This window comes from Streptomyces sp. NPDC025651 (genome assembly GCF_055558735.1).
This window is the reverse complement of sequence record NZ_JBVHLZ010000001.1, coordinates 663,901-687,349: the sequence shown is the minus strand read 5'-3', so window position 1 is coordinate 687,349 and position 23,449 is coordinate 663,901. Positions and strand designations below refer to the sequence as shown.

At 71.7% G+C, this 23,449-nt stretch carries 19 protein-coding genes; 10 read left to right on the top strand and 9 right to left on the bottom strand.

Annotated features, from left to right (window positions below; translation table 11 throughout):
• The 5 genes from nirB (at position 1) to ACZ4D5_RS02940 (ending at position 5,468) form a co-directional block, all read left to right on the top strand.
• Positions 1-2,604 (top strand): nitrite reductase large subunit NirB, encoded by a 2,604-nt coding sequence (gene nirB, locus ACZ4D5_RS02960; protein ID WP_467770540.1) that lies wholly within the window; start codon positions 1-3, stop codon positions 2,602-2,604.
• Positions 2,601-2,936 (top strand): nitrite reductase small subunit NirD, encoded by a 336-nt coding sequence (nirD, locus tag ACZ4D5_RS02955; RefSeq protein WP_467770539.1) that lies wholly within the window; start codon positions 2,601-2,603, stop codon positions 2,934-2,936. Before nirB ends, nirD begins: the two co-directional genes overlap by 4 nt.
• Positions 2,937-2,989: 53 nt before the next feature.
• Complete coding sequence (locus tag ACZ4D5_RS02950) at positions 2,990-3,574, top strand: TetR/AcrR family transcriptional regulator (RefSeq protein ID WP_467770538.1); 585 nt, start codon at positions 2,990-2,992, stop codon at positions 3,572-3,574.
• A gap of 109 nt (positions 3,575-3,683) precedes the next feature.
• On the top strand, positions 3,684-4,463 hold the full coding sequence (locus tag ACZ4D5_RS02945) for an SDR family NAD(P)-dependent oxidoreductase (protein WP_467770537.1): 780 nt from the start codon (positions 3,684-3,686) through the stop codon (positions 4,461-4,463).
• Between the two features lie 78 nt (positions 4,464-4,541).
• Positions 4,542-5,468, top strand: coding sequence for an oxidoreductase (locus tag ACZ4D5_RS02940; protein ID WP_467770536.1), 927 nt, complete (start codon positions 4,542-4,544; stop codon positions 5,466-5,468).
• A 76-nt stretch (positions 5,469-5,544) separates the two neighbouring features.
• Here ACZ4D5_RS02940 and ACZ4D5_RS02935 read toward each other — a convergent pair whose 3' ends face one another.
• Together ACZ4D5_RS02935 and ACZ4D5_RS02930 are read right to left on the bottom strand one after the other, a co-directional pair.
• Positions 5,545-5,982 carry a group III truncated hemoglobin gene (locus ACZ4D5_RS02935; protein WP_467770535.1) on the bottom strand — a complete coding sequence of 146 codons (438 nt, stop codon included), beginning with the start codon at positions 5,980-5,982 and terminating at the stop codon, positions 5,545-5,547.
• 117 nt (positions 5,983-6,099) lie between these two features.
• Entirely contained in the window at positions 6,100-6,729 is a 630-nt protein-coding gene (locus tag ACZ4D5_RS02930; protein ID WP_467770534.1) for a hypothetical protein, read from the bottom strand.
• 234 nt (positions 6,730-6,963) lie between these two features.
• On the opposite strand from ACZ4D5_RS02930, the gene ACZ4D5_RS02925 reads away from it, so the two are divergent.
• The 3 genes from ACZ4D5_RS02925 to ACZ4D5_RS02915 all read left to right on the top strand — a co-directional run bounded on the left by ACZ4D5_RS02925 (position 6,964) and on the right by ACZ4D5_RS02915 (position 10,081).
• Positions 6,964-8,217, top strand: a complete 1,254-nt coding sequence (locus ACZ4D5_RS02925; protein ID WP_467770533.1) for an ABC transporter substrate-binding protein — start codon at positions 6,964-6,966, stop codon at positions 8,215-8,217.
• 71 nt (positions 8,218-8,288) lie between these two features.
• Complete coding sequence (locus tag ACZ4D5_RS02920) at positions 8,289-9,191, top strand: carbohydrate ABC transporter permease (protein ID WP_467771475.1); 903 nt, start codon at positions 8,289-8,291, stop codon at positions 9,189-9,191.
• Positions 9,192-9,244: 53 nt separating this feature from the next.
• Positions 9,245-10,081 (top strand): carbohydrate ABC transporter permease, encoded by an 837-nt coding sequence (locus ACZ4D5_RS02915; RefSeq protein WP_467771474.1) that lies wholly within the window; start codon positions 9,245-9,247, stop codon positions 10,079-10,081.
• A 7-nt stretch (positions 10,082-10,088) separates the two neighbouring features.
• On the opposite strand, the gene ACZ4D5_RS02910 is transcribed toward ACZ4D5_RS02915, so the two are convergent.
• From ACZ4D5_RS02910 to ACZ4D5_RS02895, 4 genes are all read right to left on the bottom strand, one after another.
• Positions 10,089-12,332, bottom strand: a complete 2,244-nt coding sequence (locus ACZ4D5_RS02910) for a hypothetical protein (RefSeq protein WP_467770532.1) — start codon at positions 12,330-12,332, stop codon at positions 10,089-10,091.
• A gap of 13 nt (positions 12,333-12,345) precedes the next feature.
• Positions 12,346-12,585, bottom strand: a complete 240-nt coding sequence (locus tag ACZ4D5_RS02905; RefSeq protein ID WP_467770531.1) for a hypothetical protein — start codon at positions 12,583-12,585, stop codon at positions 12,346-12,348.
• Positions 12,586-12,877: 292 nt separating this feature from the next.
• Positions 12,878-14,893: an amylo-alpha-1,6-glucosidase gene (locus ACZ4D5_RS02900; RefSeq protein ID WP_467770530.1), complete on the bottom strand. Its 2,016-nt coding sequence runs from the start codon at positions 14,891-14,893 to the stop codon at positions 12,878-12,880.
• On the bottom strand, positions 14,890-16,704 hold the full coding sequence (locus ACZ4D5_RS02895; protein WP_467770529.1) for an MGH1-like glycoside hydrolase domain-containing protein: 1,815 nt from the start codon (positions 16,702-16,704) through the stop codon (positions 14,890-14,892). Before ACZ4D5_RS02895 ends, ACZ4D5_RS02900 begins: the two co-directional genes overlap by 4 nt.
• A 220-nt stretch (positions 16,705-16,924) precedes the next feature.
• Between ACZ4D5_RS02895 and ACZ4D5_RS02890 the strand changes: the two genes are divergently transcribed.
• A complete protein-coding gene (locus tag ACZ4D5_RS02890; RefSeq protein ID WP_467770528.1) occupies positions 16,925-18,223 on the top strand; it encodes an ROK family protein in 1,299 nt (432 codons plus the stop codon).
• Positions 18,224-18,651: 428 nt separating this feature from the next.
• Positions 18,652-21,387, top strand: a complete 2,736-nt coding sequence (gene ppdK / locus ACZ4D5_RS02885) for a pyruvate, phosphate dikinase (protein ID WP_467770527.1) — start codon at positions 18,652-18,654, stop codon at positions 21,385-21,387.
• Here ppdK and ACZ4D5_RS02880 read toward each other — a convergent pair.
• Genes ACZ4D5_RS02880 through ACZ4D5_RS02870 form a run of 3 tightly spaced genes read right to left on the bottom strand, consistent with a single transcriptional unit; the run spans position 21,297 to position 23,447 of the window.
• Positions 21,297-22,022: a hypothetical protein gene (locus ACZ4D5_RS02880; RefSeq protein WP_467770526.1), complete on the bottom strand. Its 726-nt coding sequence runs from the start codon at positions 22,020-22,022 to the stop codon at positions 21,297-21,299. The two genes, ppdK and ACZ4D5_RS02880, sit on opposite strands and share 91 nt — an antisense overlap.
• Positions 22,023-22,070: 48 nt before the next feature.
• Complete coding sequence (locus tag ACZ4D5_RS02875; RefSeq protein ID WP_467770525.1) at positions 22,071-23,273, bottom strand: NAD(P)/FAD-dependent oxidoreductase; 1,203 nt, start codon at positions 23,271-23,273, stop codon at positions 22,071-22,073.
• Between the two features lie 3 nt (positions 23,274-23,276).
• Entirely contained in the window at positions 23,277-23,447 is a 171-nt protein-coding gene (locus ACZ4D5_RS02870) for a ferredoxin (RefSeq protein WP_467770524.1), read from the bottom strand.
• Positions 23,448-23,449 lie beyond the last annotated feature (2 nt).

Sequence of the window (23,449 nt, the reverse complement as noted above, 5' to 3'; positions counted from 1 at the left end):
ATGCCGAAGCCCGAACAGACCGCGCGACCGCACCGCCCCACGCTCGCCCTCGTTGGCCACGGCATGGTCGGCCAGCGCTTCCTGGAGGCCGCCGCCGAGCACGGTCTCACGGAGAGCCACCGCGTGGTGGTCCTGTGCGAGGAGCCGCGGCCCGCCTACGACCGGGTCCGGCTCAGCTCGTACTTCTCGGGCCGCACGCCCGACGAACTCTCCCTCACCGACCGGGAGTTCCTCGACCGGAACGGCATCGAGCTGTACGTCGGCGAGCCCGCCGAGCGCATCGACAGGCAGGCGCGGACGGTCACCGCGCGCTCGGGGCGGACCTTCGCGTACGACACGCTGGTCCTCGCGACCGGCTCGTACCCGTTCGTACCGCCGGTGCCCGGCAAGGACGCGACGGGCTGTTTCGTCTACCGCACCATCGAGGACCTGCTCGCCATCGAGGAGTACGCGAAGACGCGCGCGAGGTCCGGTGCCGTCGTCGGCGGCGGTCTGCTCGGCCTGGAGGCGGCGGGCGCGCTGCGCGGCCTCGGCCTTGCCACGCACATCGTGGAGTTCGCGCCCCGTCTGATGCCGGTGCAGGTCGACGAGGGCGGCGGCGCGGCGCTCCTGCGCACCATCACCGGCATGGGCCTGACCGTGCACACGGGCACCGGCACGCAGGAGATCGTCACGGACGAGGAGGGCGCGGTCACCGCCATGAGGCTCTCCGACGGCGGTGAACTCGCCACGGATCTCGTGGTGTTCTCCGCGGGCGTGCGTCCGCGCGACCAACTCGCCCGCGACACCGGCCTGTTGGTGGGCGAGCGCGGCGGCATCACCGTCGACGAGCAGTGCCGCACCAGCGACCCGGACGTGTACGCGATCGGCGAGTGCGCGCAGGCGGCGGACGGCCGCGTGTACGGACTCGTCGCGCCCGGCTACGAGATGGCGCAGACGGCGGCGGCCGCCATCGCAGCCCGGGAGGGCAGCTTCACCGGCGCCGACCTGTCCACCAAGCTGAAGCTCCTCGGCGTCGACGTGGCCTCCTTCGGCGACGCGCACGGCACGGCGGAGGGCTGCCTCGACGTCGTGTACGCCGACTCGCGCTCGGGGACGTACAAGAAGCTGGTGATCGGCGCGGACGGCACGCTGCTCGGCGGCATCCTCGTCGGCGACGCGGAGGCGTACGGCACGCTGCGCCCGCTCACCGGCTCCGTGCCGCCGATCGCGCCCGAGCAGCTGGTCCTGCCGGCCGGCGCGGGCGGCCCGGTCGCGCTCGGCCCCGCCGCGCTGCCCGACTCGGCCGTCATCTGCTCCTGCCACAACGTCACCAAGGGCGCGATCCGCGGCGCCGTCACCGAGCACAGCTGCACGACGGTGCCCGAGGTCAAGAAGTGCACCAAGGCCGGTACGGGCTGCGGCAGTTGCGTGAAGATCCTCGGGCAGCTGGTGGACGAGGAGCTGGCGGCGTCGGGCGTCGAGGTCGACAAGGGCCTGTGCGGCTGCTTCGGCCAGACCCGCCAGGAGCTGTACGAGATCGTGCGCGCCCTGCGCCTGACCTCCTTCGGCGAACTGCTCGACGCGCACGGCCGCGAGGGCGCGCGAGGCGGCGAGGGCTGCGAGGTGTGCAGGCCGACCGTCGCTTCGATCATCGCCTCGCTGGCCCCGACGATCGGCGCCGACGGCTACGTCCTGGCCGGAGAGCAGGCCGCGCTGCAGGACACCAACGACCACTTCCTCGCCAACCTGCAGAAGAACGGCTCCTATTCGGTGGTACCGCGGATCCCCGGCGGCGAGATCACCCCGGAGAAGCTCATCGTCATCGGCGAGGTGGCGCGGGACTTCGGGCTCTACACGAAGATCACCGGCGGTCAGCGCATCGATATGTTCGGCGCCCGCGTCGAGCAACTGCCCATGATCTGGACGCGGTTGGTGGACGCGGGCTTCGAGTCCGGCCACGCGTACGGCAAGGCGCTGCGCACGGTGAAGTCGTGCGTCGGGCAGACCTGGTGCCGCTACGGCGTACAGGACTCCGTGCGCATGGCCATCGACCTGGAGCTGCGCTACCGCGGCCTGCGGGCGCCCCACAAGCTGAAGTCGGCGGTGTCCGGCTGCGCCCGCGAGTGCGCGGAGGCCCAGTCCAAGGACTTCGGCGTGATCGCCACGTCGAACGGCTGGAACCTCTACGTGGGCGGCAACGGCGGCGCGACCCCGCGCCACGCGGACCTGCTCGCGCAGGACCTGGGCGACGCCGAACTGGTGCGCCTCATCGACCGGTTCCTGATGTTCTACATCCGCACCGCCGACCGCCTGGAGCGCACCGCGGCGTGGCTGGAGCGGATCGAGGGCGGCCTGGAGCACGTGCGGGACGTGGTGGTGCACGACTCGCTCGGCATCTGCGCCGACCTGGAGTCCCTGATGGCCGACCACGTCGCGCACTACCGCGACGAGTGGGCGAAGACCCTGGACGACCCGGACCGGCTCGCCCGCTTCGTGTCGTTCGTGAACGCGCCGGGCACGCCGGACCCGACCGTGAGCTTCGTGCCGGAGCGCGACCAGATCAAACCGGACCTGCCGCTCCTGTCGATCGGCACCCGCCCCCTGGAAGGAGCATCCCGATGAGTACGGCATCGAGCGTCCAACTCCGTCTGGAAGACGGCTGGTTCGAGGTCTGCGAGCCCACGCGGCTCACCCCGGGGCGGGGCGTCGCCGCCCTGCTCCCCGACGGCCGCCAGGCCGCGCTGTTCCTCGACCGCGAGGGCCGCGCGTACGCCATCGACAACCGCGACCCGTTCACGGGCGCGGCGGTCCTCTCGCGCGGGCTCATCGGCTCCGCGCGGGGCCGCCCCTTCGTCGCCTCGCCGCTCCTGAAGCAGCGGTTCGACCTGGAGACGGGGCGGTGCCTGGACGACGAGGCGGTAGCGGTGGAGACGCACCCCGTACGCATCGCCTGAGCCACCCTCACCTCTCTTGACCGATCGTTCCAGATAGCCATAGAGTCCTCGGTGTGGCAAGGACCAAGGAATTCGATCCGGACGCCGCGCTGCAGTCAGCCCTGGAGCTGTTCTGGCGGCGCGGCTACGAGGCGACGTCGATGGCGGACCTCGTCGAGGAGCTCGGCATCGGCCGCGCCAGCATTTACGCGACCTTCGGCAACAAGCACGACCTGTACATGAAGGCGCTGGAGCGGTACGGCGAGAACCAGAAGCCGCTGCTGCTCTCCGAGCTGGCACAGCCGGGCCCCGCCCTGCCGGCCGTGCGTGCGGTGGTGCGCCGCTTCGGGATGGAGTCCTCGGCCGAGGAGCGCCGCCTGAACGGCTGTTTCATCACCAACACGGCGGCAGAGCTGGCCCCGCACGACGAGAAGGCCGCCCGCACCGTCGAGCGCAGCTGGGACGGCATCGAGACCCTGCTGCACTCCGCCCTCGTCCGGGCGCAGGCCCAGGGCGAGCTGCCCGAGGACCGCGATCCGCTGACGCTCGCCCGCATGCTGCTCGTCCTGATGCAGGGGCTGCGGGTGGTCGGCAAGGCCACCCGGGATCCGGCGCGGATCAGGGACGCGGTGGAGCAGGCGCTGACCCTGCTCGACTGACCCCGCCCCCACTCCCCGCCCCCTTGGGCCTCATCACCTTCCGCCCTTGGCGCGACGTCCTTTTGCACGCCCTCATACTGAACCGATCGGTCAAGAAAAGAGCTCTGTCATGACTGCAGTCACCGCCCGCTCCCGCTTCTCCGGCCGCACCGCCCTCGTCACCGGCGGCGGCTCCGGACTCGGCCGGGCCATGGCGCTCGCGTTCGCCGCCGAGGGCGCGAACGTCGTCGTCGCGGGCCGCACCGAGGGCCCGCTCAAGGAGACCGTGACGCTCATCGAGGGCGCGGGCGGCACGGCCCTCGCCGTCACCGCCGACGTCTCCCGCTCGGCCGACCTCGCCGCGCTGATCGCCGCCACCGTGGACCGCTTCGGCTCCCTGGACGTGGCCGTCAACAACGCGGGCGTCCTGCGCGCCGGGCAGCCGGTCGCCGAGCTGCCCGAGGAGGACTGGCGCACCATGCTCGACATCAACGTCACCGGCGTGCTGCTCGCCCTGCAGGCCGAGGTCAAGCAGATGCGCACGCAGTCCACGGGCGGCGCGATCGTCAACATCGGCTCGACGCTCGGCGCGCACATCAGCGTGCACGGCACGGCCGCGTACGGGGCGACCAAGGCCGCCGTCTCCGCGCTGAGCCGCGCGGCCGCCGCCGAGCACATCCGTGACGGCGTCCGCATCAACACCGTCAGCCCGGGCTCCTCCGACACCACCATGTCGCTGCGCCCCGGCGAGACCGAGGCCGGGCGCGCGGCGCGCATGAAGGAGTCGACGCCGCTGGGCCGCGTCTCGACGACCGAGGAGATCGCGGCGGCCGTGCTGTACCTGGCCTCCGACGAGTCCGGCTCGGTCGTCGGCGCCGACCTGGTGATCGACGGCGGCGCCGCTGCCTGAGCGGCCGCTCTGCCGTAGGCTCCCTCCACCACTGCGACTTACCCTGGAGTAAGTTGCCGAAGCGGAGGGAGCCCTGTCATGGCGGCGTGGACCGCGAGCGACATACCCGATCAGAGCGGCCGTACGGCCGTGGTCACCGGGGCCAACAGCGGCATCGGCCACGTGACCGCGCGCGAGCTGGCCCGCCGCGGCGCGCGGGTGGTCCTGGCCTGCCGCAGCGAGGAGCGCGGGGGCGACGCGGTGGCCCGGCTGCTCGCCGAAGTGCCGGGCGCCCATGCGGAATTCAGGCGGCTCGACCTCGGGGACCTGTCGTCCGTACGGGACTTCGCGGCGGCGTACGGGAGTGAGCGCCTCGACCTGCTGATCAACAACGCGGGCGTGATGGCACTCCCCCACCGTCGCACCGCGGACGGCTTCGAGACGCAGTTCGGCGTCAACCACCTCGGGCACTTCGCGCTCACCGGGCTGCTGCTGCCCCGCCTCCTCGAAACCCCCGGGGCCCGCGTCATCACCGTGTCCAGCGGCCTGCACGCACTCGCCGACATCGACATCGGCGACCTCAACAGCGAGGCCCGCTACCGCCGTTGGATCGCCTACGCCCGCTCCAAGACGGCCAATCTCCTCTTCACCCACGAGCTGGCCCGCCGCCTGGCCGCGACCGGCACCGACGTCGTCGCGGCCGCCGCCCACCCCGGCTACGCCTCGACGAACCTGCAGGGCGCGGGCGCCAGGATGGAGGGCCGCAAGGGCATGGAGCGCTTCATGGCGCTCGGCAACCGCCTGGTCGCCCAGTCCGCCGACGCGGGCGCGCTGCCCACGCTGTACGCGGCGACGGCGCCCGGAGTGCGGCCCGACTCGTTCACGGGGCCGGGGCCGCTCGGCTACCGCGGGGCGCCCGCGCGGTCCTGGCGGGCGAAGTGGACGCGGAACGACGCGACCGGGGAGCGGCTGTGGGTGGCGTCGGAGACGCTGACGGGGGTGCGGTACGAGGCCTTGAAGGGCTGAGCCACGGGGCCGGCGCAGGCGCGGTCCGGCTCGCGCCCCGGGGATCAGGCCGCCGCGCGCAGCCGCACCGCGAGGATCAGGCCGCCGCGCGCAGCCGCACCGCGGCCAGCGGGACGAAGCCGGGGCCCTCCCCCTCGGTCGACGCGTCCTTGCCGCCGAGGCGCCGCAGCATGGCGAGCGCGATCCGCTCGCCCTGCGCCTTGGCGCGGTCCGCGTTCGGGCCGCGGTGCAGCCCGTCGACCGTGGCGTGCCACAGCTGCACCCAGCGGCCGAAGTGCTCGGCGGTGAGCGGGCGCGCGGCGTGCAGCGCGGCGTGCGGGGCGAAGGCGTTGCGGCGGTAGTCGGCGGTACGCAGGAGCGCGCGCTCCCAGAAGTCGGTGATGCGCGGCAGGTGCACGTCCAGGTCGGTCCCGGCGGTCTCCGTGAAGAACGGGCCGATCAGCGGGTCGTCGAAAGCGGCGGTGTAGAAGCGGCGGAGCAGCACGTCGAGGTCGGCGCGGGATGCGATGTCCACACGTACGACTGTGGCATGGGCGGTGGGTGAAGTGCCCGCGGAACGCGGGATGTGCCGGGCTTCCATGTCTCCACGGTCCGCCCGCCCCCGCTCCTCTCCCAGGGCCGAAGGTCCCGCTCAGCGCAGGTCCGACGCCTCGAAGACCCCCCGCGCCGCCGCTGCGTCCGCCCTCGCCGTCAGCCGCTGCAGTTCCACGCAGCCCGTCCTGAGCAGGCCCGCGTCCCGTGCGGCGCGGGCGCCCGTGTCGAGGCGGTGCAGGAGCAGGGGGTTGGCCACGAGGATCTGCGGGTCCAGCTCGACGCGGTTGCCGAGCGAGTCGCACAGGACCAGGCGCGCGGCGACGCCCTCGCTGTGCCGTACGGCGGTCAGCAGCCCGGTGCAGACGTGCTTGCGGCGGCCGAGGCCCTGTACGGCGAGCCAGCCGGGGCCCGCGGTCACCCGCATGGGGTGCAGCACCAGGTACAGGAGCACGGAGAGCGCGGCCCACAGGCAGGCGCGGACCGCGCCGAGGGTGCCGCCCGCCCAGTCGACGAGCAGGACGAGCCCGAAGAGCGCGAGCGAGCAGAAGACGGCGGCCCGCACGTCGGCGGCCCAGCCGCGGTCCGCGGTGATCACGCCCGGGGCCCCGGGCCCGCCCGGCGCCCCGGCCTCCCTCGCCTCCCCGGCCGCCATCGCCTCGCCGAAGAGGCCGTCGTCCCGCGCCCTGCCCCGGCGCGCGGCGCGCCGTGTCGTCCTGTTGTGTCCCATGTGCGGCACCGTAGGACGGCCGCGCCGCCGCGTCATCGCCGTTGACGTGGTGCATACACGCTTTGGGGACACCTTGACGAGCCCATGACGCGACACCCGGGCGCCGCGAGGGGCGACACTCGTCCGCAACACCCCTGTCGTAATTCCCCCGCATGGTTGATCGTTGGGCCGGGCACAAAGGCCACGCCACGGAGTACGCCACCGAGTACGACATCACTCAGGGGGACGACCAGCATGACCATCAGCCGCAGGACACTGCTCGGGACCGGCGCCGCGCTCGGGCTGCTCACCGCGTGCGGGTCCAACACCGGGCGCGACGGCGGCGGTTCGGGCAACGGCCCGAAGCTCGCGCAGTGGTACCACCAGTACGGCGAGGCGGGCACCGAGCAGGCCGTGAAGCGGTACGCCGCCGCGTACAAGAAGGCGGACGTCAGCGTGCAGTGGCGGCCGGGCAACTACGACGAGCAGACCGCCGCGGCCCTGCTCACCGACTCCGGCCCCGACGTCTTCGAGGTCAACGGCCCCTCCCTGGACCAGATCCGGCGCGGTCAGGTCGTCGACCTCACCGACCTCTTCGACGGGGTGAAGGACGACTTCAACCCCGCGGTGCTCGCCCCGAAGACGTACGACGGAAAGATCTGGGCGATCCCGCAGGTCATCGACATGCACCTGCTCTACTACCGCAGGAGCCTCCTCGACGACGCGGGCGTGAGGCCCCCGAAGTCCCTGGACGAGCTGGTCGACGCGGCGAAGGCGCTGACCACCAGGAAGGTGAAGGGCCTCTTCCTCGGCAACGACGGCGGCGCGGGCGCGCTCGGCATCACGCCCCTGTACGCGGCGGGCCTGTCCTCCGTCACCGAAGACGGCGAGGTCGGCTTCGACGACCCGGCGGCCGCCCGCACCCTCGGCAAGCTCCACCGGCTCTACGCCGACAAGTCGCTGCTGCTCGGCGCCCCCGCCGACTGGTCGGACCCCTCGGCGTTCGTGCAGGAGCTGACCGCCATGCAGTGGTGCGGCCTGTGGGCGCTGCCCGCCGTGAAGAAGGAGCTCGGCGACGACTTCGGCGTCCTCGCGCTGCCCGCGGACGGGCCAAGTGGCACGCCGTCGCTGCCCGTTGGGGCGTACGGCGCGGCGGTGAGCGCCCGCAGCGACCACAAGGAGGAGGCCAGGGACTTCCTGAAGTGGCTGTGGATCGACAGGACCGAGTACCAGGAGGACTTCGCGCTCTCCTACGGCTTCCACATCCCGGCCAGGCTCTCCCTCGCGAAGAAGGCCGACAAGCTGAAGGAGGGCCCGGCCGCCGAAGCCGTGCGCTACTCCACCGAGTACGGCTACGCCGAACCGCTCCTGTGGACGCCGGCGAGCCGCACCGCGTACCAGGACGCGCTGAGCCGGATCATCAAGTCCGGCGCGAACCCGGAAAGCGAGCTCAAGTCCGTCGTGCGCACGGTGCGGGCGGAGCTGGACCGGGTGAAGAAGAAGTCGTGAGGCGGCAGTTGACGACGGCGTCCGACACGCAGGGCGGCTCCCGGCCGCCCGGCGCCACGGTCCGCACCCGGCTGCTCGGCACCCAGAACCGCACCCTGTGGTTCTGGGTCTTCGTCGGGCCCTTCGCGCTCGGCCTGGCCCTGTTCACCTACGTACCGCTCCTGTGGAGCGTGTACCTGAGCTTCTTCGACGCCCACAACACGGTCTCGCCGACCGACTTCATCGGCTTCGACAACTACACGTCGATGCTGCGGAACGACGCGTTCACCGACAGCCTGGTGACCTTCGCGGTGTTCTCGGCGTTCATCGTGCCCACCACCTTCGTCCTGTCGCTCGCGCTCGCCCTGATGGTGAACCGCCTGCGCCGCGCCCAGGCCTTCTTCCGGTCGGTCTTCTTCCTTCCCGCGGCGTGCAGTTACGTCGTGGCGGCCCTCATCTGGAAGCTGTCGATCTTCAACGGGGTGCGGTTCGGGCTCGCCAACACCGTGCTCGGCTGGTTCGGCGCCGACCAGATCGCCTGGCTCTCCACCACCGAACCGCCCTGGTACTGGCTGGTCATCGTCACCGTGCGGCTCTGGCTGCAAGCCGGCTTCTACATGATCCTTTTCCTGGCGGGCCTGCAGCGCATCTCGCCCACCCTCTACGAGGCGGCGGCGGTGGACGGGGCGCGGCCCGGCTGGCAGGTCCTGCGGCACATCACACTGCCGCAGCTGCGCGCGACGTCGATCGCCGTGACCCTCCTCCTGGTGATCAACGCCTTCCAGGCCTTCGACGAGTTCTACAACCTGCTCTCGGACTCCCAGGGCTATCCGCCCTACGCCAGGCCCCCGCTCGTCTACCTCTACTACACGGCACTCGGCCAGGAGCAGAACCTCGGCTTCGGCAGCGCGGGCGCGGTGATCCTCGCGCTGATCGTCGCGGTGGTGACGGTCGGCCAGGCGCGCTGGTTCGGCCTCGGCAGGAAGGAGGACTGAGGGCCGTGACCGCACCCGTGAAGAGGACCGTGACCGCACCCGCGAAGAGGCCCATGGACGACGCCCTGGTCAGGACGGGCCGCGCGCTGCGCCTCGTCCTGCTGATCGCCCTCGCGCTGCTCTTCCTGATCCCCTTCTACCTCCTCGTACGCAACGGCCTGGCGTCCGAGGACGACATCACCTCGCCCGACTGGACGTTCTTCCCCTCGACGCTGCACTGGTCGAACCTGTCGGAGCTCTTCGACGACCCGACCGTGCCGATGGCGCGCGCCCTGCTCAACTCCTCCCTGATCGCGGTCGCGACGACGCTGGGCACGCTCGTACTGGCCTCCCTCGCCGGATACGGCCTCGCACGCATCCCCTACCGCTACGCCAACCAGGTCTTCTACGCGATCCTCGGCACGATGATGGTCCCCGCGGCCGTCACGTTCGTGCCGAGCTTCGTCCTCGTCTCCTCGCTCGGCTGGGTCTCGACGCTGCGCGGCCTGATCGTCCCGACGCTGTTCTCGGCCTTCGCGTGCTTCGTCTTCCGGCAGTACTTCCTGGGCTTTCCACGGGAGTTGGAGGACGCGGCGCGCGTGGACGGGCTCGGCCACTGGCGTACGTACTGGCGCGTGGTCGTCCCCAACTCCCGTCCCGTCTTCGCGGCCGTCGGCACGATCGTGTTCATCGGCGCCTGGAACTCCTTCCTGTGGCCGCTGGTCATCGGCCAGGACCGGGACGCGTGGACGGTCCAGGTGGCCCTTGCCACGTTCACGACGTCCCAAGTCATCAGGCTGCACACGCTGTTCGTCGCGGCGGCGGTGTCGATCGTGCCGCTGCTGGTGGTGTTCCTGTTCTTCCAGCGGTGGATCGTGGCGGGGGTGGAGAGGTCGGGGATCGACGACTGAGCTCACCTCACTCCGGTTCGGCCATGTCCTCCATGCGTTCCGGGAGCTTGCGCAGCCTGGACAGCGTCTGGTTCAGGAGTCGGATGGCCGCGTCGGCGCGGTTCCGGTCGATGAGCCGGTCCGCGGACGCCGCGCCGCCCTGCGCCTCAAGATCGGAGAGAAGGTCACCGAGTTCGCCGGATGCCGTGTGCAACTCCTTGATCCGCTCCTCGATCCGTTCCACCAGGATGCCTGGAGTGGCTGGTGCGGTGCCGTGCGGCGAGGCGGGAGAGCCGGGAGGGCCGGGAGACGTCTGGGCGGGGACCGCGGGTGCGGGCCCGGCCCCGGGGGCGGCCGAGGGCGTCGGGGCGGCGGGCGCCGGAGTCGACGGCGCTGGTGCACCCACGGACAGCGGGGGCGAGGGGGCAGGCACGGTGGCCGCCGTCCCCCGCAACGCAACTGCCGTCGTCCGCGGCACGGTGGGCACCGCCGTCTTGCGTGGCCGCGTCCCCGTGTCCTTCGGGAACTCGCTGTCGAACCAGAGCGGCGTCATCTCACGACCCACCATCTCCTTCCCGGAGCTGCTGACCCGCCAGGGGCGCCGATCGCCCTCGTCCATGGCCGTGGCCAGCGACTTCAGCAGACCGACCGCCGCCTGCCGGCTCTTCTCGTGACGCAGGGCCTGAAGACAGTTCATGACGGTGCGGCGGGACCGGCGGACCCGCTCCCCCGTGTCGCCGATCGCCTCCTGGCCGTCGAGCGAGCCCCGATCGGCCTCGATGATGCCGAAGGAGGCCAGCCAGTGGGCCGCGCGATAGGACACCAGTTCGTCGAAGGCCTCGTCATCCGTGTCCGCGGCGGCCAGCAGGTCCGGCAGCCTGCGCCCGGAGAGGAGGATGCCCTCGCGGGCCCGCGTGGAGAAGACCTGCCCCAGGCGGGGGTTCCAGGGCACGGGATAGCTCTCCGAGGTCAGCGCGGACCAGGCGCGGGCCCGCTGTTTGATCTCCTCGGCGTTGAGCTGGGACGGTGGATTCTCGCTGAGCACGCGCCGCAGCAGATGCCGTTTGCGCGGATCGACCGGGAAGAGCTCCTGCAGCAGTCGCATGGAGCGCAGGTCGCGCAGCTCGGAGATCGTCATGTCGGGCGACGCGTCGGGGAGTTCACGGATCGGCGCGAGCCCCGAGAGGACCTCCGCCGTCCTCTCGTCCATGACCCGCTGGCCCACGTACATCCCGAGCACACTCCGCCCCAGCGCCCGCGAGCGGTCGACGGCGTCGAACTCCAACGGCGGGTGTACGTGGTCGCGCCGGTTGTTCATCTGCACAATGCGGTAGAGGCGCTGCGGGGTCGGGGTACCGATGACCAGATGGGCGTCGACCACCGCGATGGCAGCGGCCCGGCGGGCCCGCGAGCCGCTCGTGGGATCCAGTTCATCGTCGGCCGTCTCGGCGTACTCCCTGTTGAGCACGGCAGAGAATGCGGGGAGCCAGACGCGGGGATCGCAGATGATCCCGTCCCCCTCGCGCTCCAGTTTCTCGGCCGGGACTCCTGCCAGCACCTCCCCGGAAGTCAAACGGAAAATCGATTGCCTTTTCTGTGTTCGATTATTTCCTCGAACTGCCATCCAGCCCCAATAGGCGTCCGGATACAGCGGATTGCCATCCGCATCGCTTTCCGTATTCTGTTCGAGACGCACCTGCTGAGGGACATACATGCCGGGATCTTGTTGCCCGTTGAGCACGAGGTCCTCTTCAAGGTCGTACGGGCGGACGCGGTCCCTCCTCTTCAGTGCGTCCGCAGCGTCCTCGGCATTCATCATCAGCGCCTGCCGGTCCACCACCGTGCTCTCCAGCGCGGCGAAACACGTCTCGCGCCCGTCCTCGTCGACGCCCATCCACGGCCGGACCGGGGCCAGCGCCTTCTCGGACTCCCGGTCCACCGTCGGGTCCGCGACGGAACGCCAGATCGAACTGATCCGTTCGTTGTGCCCCCACTGGACGCCGCCGACGCCGTGCATCCGGACGACGGCGACGACCATGTCCCCGGCGTCCGTACGGACACGGCGGACCACACTGCTCTTGAGTCTGCGCAGGCCTTGGCCGTCGGGATCGCCCAGGCTGTCCTCGGGGTCGACAATGAATGGGGCGATGTTCTCCAGGGCACCCCGGGGAAGGTTGACCCCGTCGGTGTTCAACACCGCCTCGATCCATGCCTCTTGCCGCTCCAGTGACACCGGGATCGGGAACGGGCCGTCGGTCGTGGGCTTGCTCATGCCTTGCCTCGCATCACTCGGGGTCCTGGAGCCGGTCGATGGCCCACTGAACGGCCATGCCCGCCGACCGATAGGCCGGGTTACCCGTCACGGCCTCGGCCGCCGCAAAGGCGGCCCGCAGGGCCAGCAGCCGGTTCGCCACCCGCAGGCGGCGCGCCACCTTCGCCTCCGCTTCGGCGAACTCCCGCTCCTTGCGCCGGATCTCCTCGGCGGATTCGTCGGAAGGTCGGCCGGACTCGGGAAATGAAGGCATGATGAAGTGGCCCTTCGGAAAGGCGCGGCCGTACGTCGACCTAGAGGCCAACACCCGTTCCGCAGAGGCGTGTTAGGAACACGAACGATGCTGGCATCACGTCACGGAAGATCGCCATCTTGTCGGACCAGTCGCACCACAACGGGTGAGAGGGCGAACTCGCGTCCCAATAAGGGGCGTTAGAAATAACAACCGCTGCTGGCTTCGCATCGACGCCCATCCGAACACAATTGCCCAATTGACTGGTGGGCGCCGATCGAATATAGGGCGAGTGACACAGACAAGGGGCACGTCACGCCCCGCCCACCGCCGTCAGCAGCGCCAGCGGGGCCGCCGCCGAGCGCGACTCCAGGACGCACGAGTGCGGGTACGGGACAGGGGCCGGGTGGGCGGCCCTGTCGTAGCCCGCGAGGACCTCCGGAAGGCGGCCGTCCGCCGTGGCCGCCGCGGCGATCAGGCCCCCCGCCACGGTGCGCGCCTCGTCGTGCAGGCCGTAGCGGGCCAGGCCGAGGGCGATCAGGGCGTTGTCGTGCGGCCACACCGAACCGCGGTGGTAGGAGAGGGGATGGAAGGCCGCCTGGCCCGACGCGACCGTCCGCACGCCCCAGCCCGAGAAGAAGTCGGGCTCCAGGAGGCGCCGTCCCACCGTCTCGCCGTACTCCTTGTCCAGCAGCCCGGACCACAGCAGATGGCCCGCGTCCGAGGCGAGGGCGTCGACCTGCCGTCCCTCGCCGTCCAGGGCGAGCGCGGGAAAGCCCTGTCCGGGCATCCAGAAGTCCCGCTGGAAGCGGCTGCGCAGGTCGGCGGCCGTCTGCGCGAGGAGGTCGGCGTAGACCTTGTCGTCCCAGACGGTCCGCGCCAGCCATGCGGTGCGCCGCAGGGCGTCGTACGCGTACCCCTGCGCGCCCGCCGCCATGACGGGCCCCGTCGCCCTGCTGCCGTCGGCGGAGCAGATCGCGCCCGGCGAGTCCTTCCAGTTCTGGTTGGCGAGGCCGCCCTCGTCCGCGCGGTAGACGAGATAGCCGCGCGAGGTGAGCCCGCCGTGGTCCAGCATCCAGCCGACGGCGGCACGCGCGGCCCCCTCCAGACGGCGGGCGGTCGCCGTGTCTCCCGTCTGTTCCGTGTACGCCCCGAGCAGCACCAGGAAGAGCGGGGTGGCGTCGACCGAGCCGTAGTAGCGGCCGAACGGCACCTGCCCGAAGTGCGCGAGCTCGCCGCGCCGCACCTCGTGGACGATCTTGCCGGGCTGGGCGACCGCGCCCTCGACGGCCTCGGTGGCCTGCGTCGCGGCGAGCGCGGGCAGCGTCGCCGCGGCCAGGCGCGGCAGATAGGGCAGGGCGAAGAGCGAGGTCAGCAGGGCGTCGCGGCCCAGCAGCGTGAGGAACCACGGCACGCCCGCGCCGGGCACGCTGAGCTTCTCGCCGTCCGGGCCCTTCGCCGGCACCTGGAGGACGGCGAGGTCCGCGAGGCCGCGCGCGCAGGCGGCGGCGAGGCCGGGCCAGCGGGTGGGCAGCGTGACTCCGGACGCGAAGTCCGCCTCGATGACCGCGAGTTGGCTCATCGCCTCGCCGGGCGACTCCGGCACGGCGGCCGCAGGCTCCCCGTGCGGATGCGCGGCGGCACTCAGTGCCACGTGCGTGGTGCCGTGCGCGTCGAGTTCGAGGACCCAGACGAGGCGGCGCGCGCCGGCCCCGGTCTCCTCGACGGCGTCCGGCGCGGGGTCGGCCGTGACGGTCGTACGCGAACACCATTCGCCGCGCCGGTAGACGAACTCGACCCCGACGACACCGGCGCCGGCCCTTTCGCCTTCGCCCTCGCCGCCGCCCTCGCCCTCGTCGGCCTCCAGCGGCCGACGGGACCTGACGGCACCCGACTTGGCGTACGTACGGTGGTCGGCGCGCAGCTCGAACTGGTCGGTGAAGTCGGCGTCCACGGTCAGCGCGAGCAGCACCCGGGTCGGCACGGCGCGGTTGCTCACGACCCGTAACGACTCCACGAACGCGCCCTCGGCGACGGCCTGTTCGCGGAAGACGGTGTACGCGGGCGGCTCCTGGCGGCCGCCGCGCGGCACCAGGACACAGCGTGCCGCCTCGGTGGCGGCGGCCGAGGTGTCCACGGGCGTGAGGACCTCGGGCACGGCTCCGTCGACGGTCAGCTGCCAGCGGCTCAGGTGCCGCGCGTCCCGCACGAAGAGGCCGTCCGGGCCCGCGCCGCCGCCCCGCACCCCGCCGACGCCGCTGATGTCGCCGCCCGTGCCGACGGCCACGAACGTCCGCCCCCGCACCAGAAGTCGATGCCGATCACTCATGCCCACACCTCGTTTCCACAGAGCCCGCCCCGCTCGCTCTTCCCGCCCCGTCCGCTTTCTCCGCCCCGTCCGCTTTCCTCGCCCCGTACGCCTTGTTCACCCCGTACGCCTTGTTCACCCCGTACGCCTTGTTCGCCTCGCCCGTCGGCGAGCAGGTCCAGCGTGAGCGCCGCGGTCCAGCCGAAGCCGCGTGCGCCGCGGCCCCTGCCGGTGTACGGATCCACGTACTCGGCGAAGTCGGAGGCGCCCGCCACGTCGAGCATCTCCTCGCGCAGCGCGTCCGCGCGCGCCCGCTCGCCGTGCAGCCGCAGCCCTTTCTCCACAAGCCAGTTGGTGTTGAACCACGCGGGCCCGCGCCAGTAGCGGTGCGCGTCGAAGGCGGGCGCCGTCAGATCGTGGCTCGGCACGAGCCGCGCCGGTCCACCGAGCCCGAAGTGCGGTCCGCGGACGGTGCGCACCAGAGCCGCGGCGACGTCACCCGGCAGCGCGGGCAGCACGAGCGGGATCAGCCCCGTGACGCCGCGCTCGGGGATGAGCTTGCCGGTGCCGTGGGGGTCGTGGGGGCCGCCGGTGTCGTGGGTGTCGTGGGGGCCGCCGATGCCGTGGGGGCCGTGAGGTCCGTGGGGGCCGTGAGGTCCGTGGGGGCGTAGGTCGCGGCAGAGGAAGAGTCCCTGGGCGGGGTCCCACAGGCGGTCCACGAGCGTGCGGGTCAGGGCGTCGGCGCGGGCTCGGCGGATCTGGGCGGTGTGGGGGGTGAGGGGTTCGTCGTCGGACAACTGCTCCTCAGACAACTGCCCCTCGGACGGCCGCCCCTCAGAGGACCGGGCCTCAGAGGACCGGACGTCAGACAACCGCCCCTCAGAGGACTGATCCTCAGACAGCCACCCGTCAGACCGCCGGTCCTCAGACAACCGCCTGCCAGACCGCCAGTCCTCAGACACCTGCCCCTCAGACAAGCACCCCTCAGACAACTCCCCCTCGATCAACGCCAACGCATACTCCGACACGATCAACAACGCATTGAAGGACGGATCCTCCACACAGAAGCCCCCCAGCCCTGCCCCATCCCCGTACCCCCGATCCCGGTACTCCGCCGCAAGCCGCACATACCTGCCGTAGTCCAGATCGGTCGGCCGGTCCTCGCAGGCGCCGTGGTCCAGGTCGGCCCGGCGGTAGGCATCGCGCTCCGCGGGCCGGACGCGGCTCAACGGGGCGTCCCAGCAGGGGCTGTTGTCCATGCCCTGCTCCCAGGGGTGCACCACGGCGGCGAGCCCCGCGCCGCCCGCGTCCCTGGCGCACAGCAGATAGCGGTGCCAGGCGGCCAGGCGTGGCCGGATGCGGGTGAGGAAGGAGCGGGCCCTGGAGAGGCCGGGGTCGGCGCGGTGCACCAGCCAGGCGGCGAGCGCGTGCACCGGCGGCTGCACGATGCCGGAGGTCTGCACGCCGGCGGGGGCTCCCGCCGGGCGGCCGGCCGTGGTGGAGCGCCAGAAGTCGGGGCTCGGGAAGTACGCGTCGAGGGGGACGGCGTCGTCGAAGACGATGTGCGGCACGCGGCCGTCGCCCCACTGCGCGGCGAGGAGCGTCTCCAGCTCCAACTGCGCGCGCAGCGGCGAGAGATGGCGCAGCCCGATCGCGATGAACGCGGAGTCCCAGGACCACTGGTGCGGATAGAGCGCACGGGACGGCACGGTCGACGTCCCCGTCCAGTTGGCCCACAGCACCTGGGCCGCCCGCTCCCGCAGCTCCCGCCGCGCCGCGGACTTCGGGCGGACACCCGGATGCGGATGGGCGGTGGTCGCGCTGCGGTCCACGCGTCTCTCCGATCTCCCCGGGGCACTGGACGGCCCGTCAGTTCGGCTCCGTCCACCATAGAGTTACGTCCACTTAACACGCAAAACCCTGTGTGTAACGTGGAGTTGACGAACACAAGGGGTACGGAATCGGGGCGGGCGGGCGAAGCTGGACGCACCCGGGGCCGGTACCGGCCGTACGGTGAGCGGTGCCGGGTGCGGAATCGAACGGGAGGGGCACATGGGCGCGGGTGGGGCGACAGATGTCGGCACGGTGGGTTCCGCGACCGCGCGGGGCCTTGCGCGCACACAGCCGTCACGGCCCGCGCGACACCCGGGCCCCGGCGACCTGCTCCACCTCGTCCGCAGCGGGCGCGCCACCACGCGCGGCGCCCTGCAGCAGGTCACAGGCCTGTCCCGGGCCACCGTCGGCCAGCGCCTCGACCGGCTCTTTCGCGCGGGCTGGCTGCGCGAGGGCGCCGGGGACCCGGTGGACTCGCCGCTCGGCGGGCGGCCCTCGATCCGTCTGGAGTTCGACGACGCGCACGCCGTCGTCCTCGCCGCCGACCTGGAGACCCGGCACGCCAGGGCCGCCCTGCTGACCCTCGGCGGTGAGATCGTCGCGGAGCGGTCGTGGCCGCTGGCCGTCGAGGACGGCCCGGACGCGGTCCTGGGCGACCTGGGCGCCCGCTTCGGCGAGCTGCTGCGCGAGTCCGGCCACGCGGCCGCGTCGGTCTGCGGCATCGGCCTGGCCGTGCCGGGCCCGGTGGACAGCGCGACGGGCCGCGTCGTGCAGCCGCCGATCATGCCGGGCTGGGACGGGTACGACATAAGGGGCCGCCTCGCGCGGGCCCTCGCCGAGGAGACCCGCGCGGCGCCGGGCGGGGGCACCCCGGCCGACCTGCCGGTCCTCGTCGACAACGACGCCAACCTCATGGCGTACGGCGAACAGCGCACCCACTACCCCACCTGCTCGGCCTTCGCCCTGGTCAAGGTCTCCACCGGCATCGGCGCGGGCGTCGTCGTGGACGGCGCGGTCTACCGCGGCGTCGACGGCGGGGCCGGCGACATCGGCCACATACGGGTGCCCGAGGGCGCGGACACCCTGTGCAAGTGCGGTTCCTACGGCTGCCTGGCCGCGGTGGCCAGCGGCCGCGCGGTGGCCCGTCGGCTCACGGAGGCGGGCGTTCCGGCCGCGTCCGGCTCGGACGTGCGGGCGCTTCTGGAGGCGGGCGATCCCCAGGCGGTGGGCCTCGCGCGCGAGGCCGGGCGGCACGTCGGCGAGGTCCTCGCGACCGTCGTGACGCTCCTGAACCCGGGGGTTCTGATGATCGCCGGAGATCTGGCCGGAACTCCCTTCCTGACCGGCGTGCGCGAGCTGCTCTACCAGCGGGCGCTGCCCCGCTCCACGGCCCGTCTGGACGTGGTCACCTCGCGCCTGGGCGAGCGCGCGGCCCTGGTCGGCGCGGCAACGCTCGTGGTCGAGCACCTGTACGCGCCGGAGCGGGTGGAGGAGCGGCTCGCGGCGCTCGGCGTGTAGCGCCGCCGGGAGGTGCCCCCCGGGGCGCGTCCGGACGTCCCGAAGTGGGTCCGGATGCTGACATCCGGCCCGTTCAAACAGCGTGATTCTCGCCACCCCTGATAGGCCTTGCGCTCAGATGAGCGCGATTTTGGCGGCTGCACTTCTCCAAGGGGTGGCACTCAGTGCCACTGCTCGATCATTCATGAGGTGAACTCACATCTGAGTTCACTCCGCTCATGTGAGCAAATCCCAGGGTCTACAGGGGTTGAGAGTTCAAGACTTGAACGCAAGCTCGCCGCCAGAGCTACCGTTCAGTCACTTTCGATCTAGTGGCGGACGGGTGGTTACGGCCGCATGACGCACAAGTGGACGTACCCAGGCGCCTTCGATCTGGGTATGTTCCTCGCCGTCAGGGCAGCCACCGAGCTCTCGAGGAGTCGAGACCCGTGTCGGAAAACAAAGATCCCCACGTAGCTCACACGAGTGAGAGCACGAAGTTCGTTTACGACTTCACCGAGGGCAACAAGGAGCTCAAGGACCTTCTCGGCGGGAAGGGCGCGAACCTCGCCGAGATGACCAACCTCGGGCTGCCCGTCCCCCCGGGCTTCACCATCACCACCGAGGCGTGCAAGACGTACCTCGACAGCGGCGACGAGCCCGTCGAGCTGCGTGACGAGGTGAGTGCGCACCTCGACGCCCTCGAGAAGAAGATGGGCAAGAAGCTCGGCCAGGCCGACGACCCGCTGCTCGTCTCCGTGCGCTCGGGCGCCAAGTTCTCCATGCCCGGCATGATGGACACCGTCCTGAACATCGGGCTCTCCGACAAGTCCGTGACGGGCCTCGCCAAGCAGTCCGGCGACGACCGCTTCGCGTGGGACTCCTACCGCCGGCTCATCCAGATGTTCGGCAAGACCGTCCTCGGCGTCGACGGCGACCTCTTCGAGGACGCGCTGGAGAAGGCCAAGGAGGCCAAGAAGGTCACGGTCGACACGGACCTGGAGGCGGGCGACCTCAAGAAGCTCGTCACCAAGTTCAAGAAGATCGTCAAGACCGAGGCCGGGCGGGACTTCCCGCAGGACCCGCGCGAGCAGATGGACCTCGCCATCAAGGCGGTCTTCGACTCGTGGAACGGCGAGCGGGCCAAGCTCTACCGCCGCCAGGAGCGCATCCCGCACGACCTGGGCACGGCCGTCAACGTCTGCTCGATGGTCTTCGGCAACCTCGGCCCCGACTCCGGCACGGGCGTCGCGTTCACCCGCGACCCTGCCTCGGGCCACCAGGGCGTGTACGGCGACTACCTGCAGAACGCGCAGGGCGAGGACGTGGTGGCGGGCATCCGCAACACCGTGCCGCTCGCCGATCTGGAGCAGATCGACAAGAAGTCGTACGACCAGCTCATGCAGATCATGGAGACCCTTGAGACGCACTACAAGGACCTCTGTGACATCGAGTTCACCATCGAGCGCGGGCAGCTGTGGATGCTGCAGACCCGCGTCGGCAAGCGCACCGCCGGTGCCGCCTTCCGCATCGCGACGCAGCTCGTGGACCAGGGCCTGATCGACGAGGCCGAGGCGCTGCAGCGCGTCAACGGCGCCCAGCTCGCGCAGCTGATGTTCCCGCGCTTCGACGAGGGCGCCAAGGTCGAGCAGCTGGGTCGTGGCATCGCCGCGTCGCCCGGTGCCGCGGTCGGCAAGGCGGTCTTCGACTCGTACACCGCGATCAAGTGGTCGCGCTCGGGCGAGAAGGTCATCCTGATCCGCCGCGAGACCAACCCCGACGACCTCGACGGCATGATCGCGGCCGAGGGCATCCTGACCTCGCGCGGCGGCAAGACCTCGCACGCCGCCGTCGTGGCGCGCGGCATGGGCAAGACCTGTGTGTGCGGCGCCGAGGACCTGGAGGTCGACACCAAGCGCCGCCGGATGACGGTGGGCGACACCGTCGTCGAGGAGGGCGACGTCGTCTCCATCGACGGCTCGACCGGCAAGGTGTACCTGGGCGAGGTGCCCGTGGTCCCCTCCCCCGTCGTCGAGTACTTCGAGGGCCGCATGCACGCGGGCGCCGACGACGCCGACGAGCTGGTCGCCGCCGTGCACCGGATCATGGCGTACGCGGACCGGGTGCGGCGCCTGCGGGTGCGCGCCAACGCGGACAACGCCGAGGACGCGCTGCGCGCCCGTCGCTTCGGCGCTCAGGGCATCGGCCTGTGCCGCACCGAGCACATGTTCCTCGGTGAGCGCCGCGAGATGGTCGAGCGGCTGATCCTCGCCGACGCCGACGACGAGCGCGAGGACGCCCTGAAGGAGCTTCTGCCGCTGCAGAAGCAGGACTTCGTGGAGCTCTTCGAGGCGATGGACGGTCTGCCCGTCACGGTCCGTCTCCTGGACCCGCCGCTGCACGAGTTCCTGCCCGACATCACCGAGCTGTCGGTGCGTGTCGCGCTCGCGGAGTCCCGCAAGGACGCCAACGAGAACGACCTGCGCCTGCTGCAGGCCGTGCACCGCCTGCACGAGCAGAACCCGATGCTGGGTCTGCGCGGCGTGCGCCTGGGCCTCGTCATCCCCGGCCTGTTCACCATGCAGGTGCGGGCCATCGCGGAGGCCGCGGCCGAGCGCAAGAACGCCAAGGGCGACCCGCGCGCGGAGATCATGATTCCGCTCGTCGGCACGGTCCAGGAGCTGGAGATCGTCCGCGAGGAGGCCGAGCAGGTCATCGCGGAGGTCCAGGAGGCCACCGGCGTCGAGCTGAAGCTCGCGCTCGGCACGATGATCGAGCTGCCGCGCGCCGCGCTGACGGCGGACCAGATCGCGGAGGCCGCCGAGTTCTTCTCCTTCGGCACCAACGACCTGACGCAGACCGTCTGGGGCTTCTCGCGGGACGACGTGGAGGCTTCGTTCTTCACGGCGTACCTGGAGAAGGGCATCTTCGGGGTCTCGCCCTTCGAGACCATCGACAAGGACGGCGTCGGCAAGCTGGTCAAGGACGCCGCCAAGGCGGGCCGCGCCACGCGCCCCGACCTCAAGCTCGGCGTCTGCGGCGAGCACGGCGGTGACCCGGAGTCCGTGCACTTCTTCCACGAGGTGGGCCTGGACTACGTCTCCTGCTCGCCGTTCCGCATCCCGGTGGCCCGCCTGGAGGCCGGCCGTGCCGCCTCCCACTCGGCGGGCAGCGACCACCGGTAACCAGACCCCGGGACCGTCGCCGTGTCCCCGACCCTCAGTACCGATGCGGCGGCGGTTCCGGTTCGCGATGGAGGGGCAGCACCCGTGCGGGGGTGCTGCCCCTTCGGCATGCGGTTCTGCGCGATGTTCCGTGTCTTCTTGGTCCTGGCCGATTCGACGAGCAGGGCGAGTGCCGCCGGCGACGTCGACCACTGGGCGAGATGGCGCTGCATCCAGTCCGTGACCTCCGCCAACTCGGCCGGTGTCGGCACGTGGCCGTCCTCGACGGACAGGTGGAACAGCCAGTCGTGGACGCGGCGGCGGATGAACTCGCCGTACGCCTCCGTCCTGAACCGGTGGGTCTCCGGCAGCAGTTCGGCCGACCACTGCCGGAACTCGGCAGGACCGGCCGCCTTCCCCGCGAGCTCGTCCACGAGGGCGACCACCGCCGTCTTGGAGCCCATTTCGTCGGGGTCGCGCAGGATCGCGGCCACGATCGCGCGGTCCCGGTCGCGGTGGGGCGAGGAAGCGGTCACCGAGACGACGCGCAGGTACGCGGACGTGCGGACGTGGTCGTCCGCGACGGCTTCGTCGACGTCCACGTCGGCGATGCCGGCCTGGGCCAGCAAATCGGCCACATCGGAAAGCAAGGTCACCGCTTCATTCTTCCCCAGGGGTCACACCACCGGCTTCTTCCCGAAGGGTCATACCACCGGCTCGGGCAGCGCCATCAGTTCCGCCCTGTGGCGTGCCGCCGCGGCCGCTGCCGCCGGGCCGCCGAGCGCGGTCACGCCGATGAGGCGGGCGCCCTGGTAGTAGCCGTAGAGCAGGTCGCCGTCCGGTGCGCCGGGGTCGCCTCGCAGGAGTTCGGCGCGGTCGGCCAGCGAGGGCAGGCCGAAGGACTGCAGGCGCATCGTGAACTGGTCGCTCCAGAAGGACGGCAGCGGCGCGAAGGGCGCGGCTTCGGCCCTGTCGGTGCCGGTCAGGCCCGCGACCAGGGTGCGGGCCGCGTGGCGTGCGCTGTCGCCGGGGATGGACCAGTGCTCGACGCGGCGCGGCAGCGGGCCGTAGCGCGGGTTCGGGAAGCGGGCCACGTCGCCGACGGCGACCGCGTGGCCGAGCCCGCCGATGCGCAGCCGGGCGTCGCACAGGATGCCGTCGGTGAGGTCGACGCCCTCGGCGCCCGCCAGCCACTCGGTGTTGGGCAGCGAGCCGACGGCCTCGACGACGACCTCGGCACGCAGCTCGGCGCCGTCGTCCAACACCGCGTGCTCGTCGGTGAGTTCGGCGACCAGGCGGCCCATCAGGAAGCGCACCCCACGCGCTTCGTGCCGCCGCCGCAGCGCCCGCGCCAGGTCGTCGCCGAGCGCGAGGACCATCGGCTCGGACTCCGGCGCGACGACCGTCACCCGGCAGCCTGCCGTGCGCGCGGTGGCCGCCACCTCGCAGCCGATGAAGCCCGAGCCGATGACGAGCACCCGGGCCCCCTCGACCAGCCGGGCACGCAGCGCCGCCGAGTCCTCCAGGGTGCGTACGACGTGCCGGCGCGGGCCTCCGGCGAGAGGGAGTCTGCGTGGCCGCACCCCCGTCGCGGCCACCAGACCCTCGTACGCGTGGACGGAACCGTCGGCGAGCGTCAGCGTGCGCGCCGCCGGATCGGCACGGGCCACCGCCGTGCCCAGGCACCACTCGACGTCCGCGACGCTCGGGCGGCGGCGCAGCTCCGTAGCGGCGGCCGGAACATCGCCCGCGAGGACCTCCTTGGTCAACGGAGGCCTGTTGTACGGGAGATGCGGCTCGTCCCCGAACACGGTGATCGCGCCGCGCCACCCGGCCGCCCGCAGCTGTTCCGCCGCGCGCAGCCCGCCGAGCGAGGCGCCGACGACGGCGATGCCCGCTGCCGTCATCCGTCAGCCCTCGACCCTGATGGCCTGGAGAGGGCAGACGTCGGCGGCGTCCTCGGCGTCGGCGCGCAGAGACTCGTCGGGCGAGTCGACGTACGCGAGGTGGCCTTCCTCGTCGAGCCGGAAGACGTCCGGCGCCGCGAAGACGCACTGCCCGTGGTCCTGACAGACGTCCATGT

Bases quoted from the DNA above. Each gene is read 5' to 3' on its own strand.
- nirB (WP_467770540.1), top strand. From the start codon at position 1: ATGCCGAAGCCCGAACAGACCGCGCGACCGCACCGCCCCACGCTCGCC.
- nirD (WP_467770539.1), top strand. From the start codon at position 2,601: ATGAGTACGGCATCGAGCGTCCAACTCCGTCTGGAAGACGGCTGGTTC.
- ACZ4D5_RS02945 (WP_467770537.1), top strand. From the start codon at position 3,684: ATGACTGCAGTCACCGCCCGCTCCCGCTTCTCCGGCCGCACCGCCCTC.
- ACZ4D5_RS02940 (WP_467770536.1), top strand. From the start codon at position 4,542: ATGGCGGCGTGGACCGCGAGCGACATACCCGATCAGAGCGGCCGTACG.
- ACZ4D5_RS02930 (WP_467770534.1), bottom strand. From the start codon at position 6,729: ATGGGACACAACAGGACGACACGGCGCGCCGCGCGCCGGGGCAGGGCG.
- ACZ4D5_RS02925 (WP_467770533.1), top strand. From the start codon at position 6,964: ATGACCATCAGCCGCAGGACACTGCTCGGGACCGGCGCCGCGCTCGGG.
- ACZ4D5_RS02915 (WP_467771474.1), top strand. From the start codon at position 9,245: ATGGACGACGCCCTGGTCAGGACGGGCCGCGCGCTGCGCCTCGTCCTG.
- ACZ4D5_RS02910 (WP_467770532.1), bottom strand. From the start codon at position 12,332: ATGAGCAAGCCCACGACCGACGGCCCGTTCCCGATCCCGGTGTCACTG.
- ACZ4D5_RS02905 (WP_467770531.1), bottom strand. From the start codon at position 12,585: ATGCCTTCATTTCCCGAGTCCGGCCGACCTTCCGACGAATCCGCCGAG.
- ACZ4D5_RS02900 (WP_467770530.1), bottom strand. From the start codon at position 14,893: ATGAGTGATCGGCATCGACTTCTGGTGCGGGGGCGGACGTTCGTGGCC.
- ACZ4D5_RS02890 (WP_467770528.1), top strand. From the start codon at position 16,925: ATGGGCGCGGGTGGGGCGACAGATGTCGGCACGGTGGGTTCCGCGACC.
- ACZ4D5_RS02875 (WP_467770525.1), bottom strand. From the start codon at position 23,273: ATGACGGCAGCGGGCATCGCCGTCGTCGGCGCCTCGCTCGGCGGGCTG.
- ACZ4D5_RS02870 (WP_467770524.1), bottom strand. From the start codon at position 23,447: ATGGACGTCTGTCAGGACCACGGGCAGTGCGTCTTCGCGGCGCCGGAC.